We start from the raw sequence: 2,532 nt of genomic DNA on the forward strand, positions 1-2,532 counted from the left end.
GACGCGGAAGCCTATCTAGGGGAACCCGTGACCCAGGCCGTAATTACTGTGCCAGCCTACTTTAGTGATGCGCAGCGCCAAGCGACTAAAGATGCGGGGGCGATCGCCGGCCTTGAGGTGCTGCGAATTATCAACGAACCCACCGCCGCCTCCTTGGCCTACGGCATTGACAAGCAGGATCAAGATCAAACCATTCTGGTTTTTGACTTGGGCGGTGGCACCTTTGATGTCTCGATTCTACAACTGGGGGATGGGGTCTTTGAGGTGCGCTCCACAGCTGGCAACAATCACCTCGGGGGCGACAACTTTGACGAATGTATTCTTGATTGGCTCTTGGCCTGCTTCAAGGAGCAGGAGGGAATCGATCTCTCCAAAGACAAAATGGCACTGCAACGCCTCCGCGAAGCTGCCGAAAAAGCAAAAGTGGAGCTATCGGGCACCCTGAGCACTTCCATTAACCTGCCCTTCATTACTGCTGATGAAACGGGGCCTAAGCACCTTGAAATGGAACTTACCCGCAGTAAATTTGAGGAACTCTGCGCCCACTTGGTGCAGGCAACCCTTGAACCCATGGAGCAGGCGATCGCCGATGCCGGCCTTACAGTTAAAGACATTGACCGCGTATTACTCGTCGGTGGTTCTACCCGTATTCCCGCTATTCAGGAGTTGGTGAAGCAATTCTGTGGCAAAAATCCCGATCGCTCTGTTAATCCCGATGAAGCAGTTGCCATAGGTGCAGCCATTCAAGGGGGGATTCTTGGCAAAGAAACGACCGTTAAAGATCTTCTGCTGCTGGATGTCACGCCCCTCTCTTTGGGGCTGGAAACCCTAGGCGGTGTCTTTACAAAAATTATCGAACGTAACACTACCCTCCCCACAAGCAAAACTCAAACCTTTTCCACCGCTAGCGATGGCCAAACTGTAGTTGAAATTGCCGTCTACCAAGGGGAGCGCCCCATTGCTAAGGACAATAAACAACTGGCCTGCTTTGAACTCACGGGGATTGCCCCCGCCCCTCGGGGAGTGCCGCAAATTGATGTTACGTTTGATATTGATGCCAACGGTATCCTGAGTGTGTCGGCCGTTGATCGCGCCACGGGTCGCCAGCAAAGTGTGCGCATCACCAATCGCGGTGGCCTCAGCAGCATGGAAATCGAGCGCATGCGCCAAGAAGCACAAATTTATGCCCAAGCAGACCAACTCAAGAAAGAGATTGCCGAACTGCGCAACCAAGCTGATGCCCTGCTCTACAGCTATGAATCAACAATCAAAAACCATGGCATTACCCTGACCCCAGATCTGCGGGCACGCATTGAGCCAGTGGTTCAGAGTATGCAGGCCGCAATGGTGGATGACAACATTACCCCCGATGAAATTCGCAAGCGCATGGAAGCCCTGCAGCAGGCCTTGGTGACCTTGGGGAGCGTGGTATATCAACAGACAGCAGGCGGTTCAATGATGACCTCAATCCCAACAATGGGGGGAGCTACGATGAGTTCCCAAGCGACTCAAGTTTTAGATAGCGAGGCCACAATAATCAGCGATAATGAAGAAACAGTTGTTTCAGATTATGAAGCGGTTGATTAATTTAGGTAACGGTGGCTATGGCTCGTGATTTCTATGAGATCCTAGGTGTCTCACGGTCTGCGGATGCTGAAGAATTAAAACGAGCCTATCGGCGCTTGGCTCGCAAGTATCACCCCGATGTCAACAAAGAACCGGGCGCTGAAGAAAAATTCAAGGAAATCAACCGCGCCTACGAGGTGCTCTCGGATCCCCAAGCGCGAGCCAACTACGATCGCTTTGGCGAAGCCGGCGTGAGTGGTGTCGGAGCTGCTGGCTTTAGTGACTTTGGTATTGGCGATATGGGTGGCTTCGCCGATATTTTTGAAACCTTCTTTGGGGGGTTTGCCACTGGCAGTCGGCGGCAGCAAGGACCCACTCGAGGTGATGATCTACGCTATGACCTGAAACTGGAATTTCGCGAAGCCGTTTTTGGGGGTGAAAAGGAAATTCGCATTAACCATTTGGAAACCTGTAAAACCTGTCAAGGCACAGGGGCAAAGCCCGGCACACGACCAGTTACCTGTAGTACCTGTGGTGGGATTGGTCAAGTGCGGCGATCGGCACGAACCCCCTTTGGCAGTTTTACCCAGCTAACCACCTGTCCAACCTGTGGCGGTTCCGGTGTGGTGATTGAAGATCGCTGTGAGTCCTGTGGCGGCCAAGGCCATATCCAAGTCAGCAAAAAGCTAAAAATTACCATTCCCGCTGGGGTGGACAACGGCACACGGTTGCGGGTCTCAGGTGAAGGGGATGCCGGTTTGCGGGGAGGGCCCCCCGGCGATCTTTACGTCTACCTTTTTGTTCAACCTGATCCTGAGTTTCAGCGCGAAGGCAACAACATCCTGTCGCGGATTAAAATTAGCTACCTGCAAGCGATTCTGGGCTGTCGGATTCCCGTCAGCACCGTGGATGGGGAGGCAGAACTGAAAATTCCCGCAGGTACCCAACCCGGCACGGTGTTAGTCC

General features: G+C 53.2%; 2 protein-coding genes. Both read left to right on the forward strand.

Annotation, left to right across the window (positions count from 1 at the left end):
• On the forward strand, window positions 1-1,587 hold a 1,587-nt coding region (dnaK, locus tag H8Q75_RS10855; RefSeq protein WP_297041646.1), incomplete at its 5' end, for a molecular chaperone DnaK.
• Window positions 1,588-1,604: 17 nt separating this feature from the next.
• Window positions 1,605-2,532, forward strand: a 928-nt coding sequence (gene dnaJ / locus H8Q75_RS10860; protein ID WP_297041648.1) for a molecular chaperone DnaJ, incomplete at its 3' end; no start/stop codon positions are given.

Origin of the sequence: Thermosynechococcus sp. OHK43 (assembly GCF_014466085.1) — a bacterium.
Lineage (GTDB): Bacteria > Cyanobacteriota > Cyanobacteriia > Thermosynechococcales > Thermosynechococcaceae > Thermosynechococcus.